The sequence below is a fragment of the Limosilactobacillus reuteri subsp. porcinus genome, from assembly GCF_036621895.1.
In the GTDB taxonomy this organism is placed as follows: Bacteria; Bacillota; Bacilli; order Lactobacillales; family Lactobacillaceae; genus Limosilactobacillus; species Limosilactobacillus reuteri_J.
This window is the reverse complement of sequence record NZ_LN887379.1, coordinates 1-615: the sequence shown is the minus strand read 5'-3', so window position 1 is coordinate 615 and position 615 is coordinate 1. Positions and strand designations below refer to the sequence as shown.

Annotated in this window: 1 protein-coding gene; it reads right to left on the bottom strand. The window is 43.7% G+C overall.

Annotation, left to right across the window (positions count from 1 at the left end):
• Window positions 1-599, bottom strand: a 599-nt coding sequence (locus AACL61_RS03515) for an IS30 family transposase (RefSeq protein WP_339111001.1), incomplete at its 3' end; no start/stop codon positions are given.
• Window positions 600-615: the final 16 nt, after the last annotated feature.

Sequence of the window (615 nt, the reverse complement as noted above, 5' to 3'; positions counted from 1 at the left end):
GTTTTATGATGAATATTAAGGACAACCATTACTTTGGACTGTCGCTCTACTAGCGTCATTACCGCTCCGCGGTGAGCTTTACCTTGAACTGTATCAGCTTCAAAGTGCCCAAATTCATGTTGGTAATGCGGAAAATCACGATATCGTTGATAGATACTGCGTCCTAACTGGCCAGCTTTACCACGACGCTCCACATAGCCATTGGGATGGCGTTTTCCTTTCATTGGTAGCTGTTTAACGGAAAAGCCATACTGATTGCGGGCAAACATGCGATAAAGGGTGCGCATACTGCAGCTAATCGGGTGTTCATGACGACCAATAATAGTATCAGGAGTCCAACCTGCCTTGATTTGCGCATGGATATAGTTAACTTCGATAGTTGGCAGTTGGGTCTGCTTCCGACCACAACGACGCTTATGTCGCTGATAAGTCTGAAGATATTGGTCGATGGTTTTACCGTCGTTGAGGAAACGATAAACACGATAGATGGTTTCTTGACTACGCTGAAGTAATTTAGCAGCCCGATAAGCTTTAGTACCTTGATACCAAAAATCAGCTATGAGAGTTAATTCGCGTGTGGTAAGATGTTTATAGGTCATTTGTGATTGCCTTTCT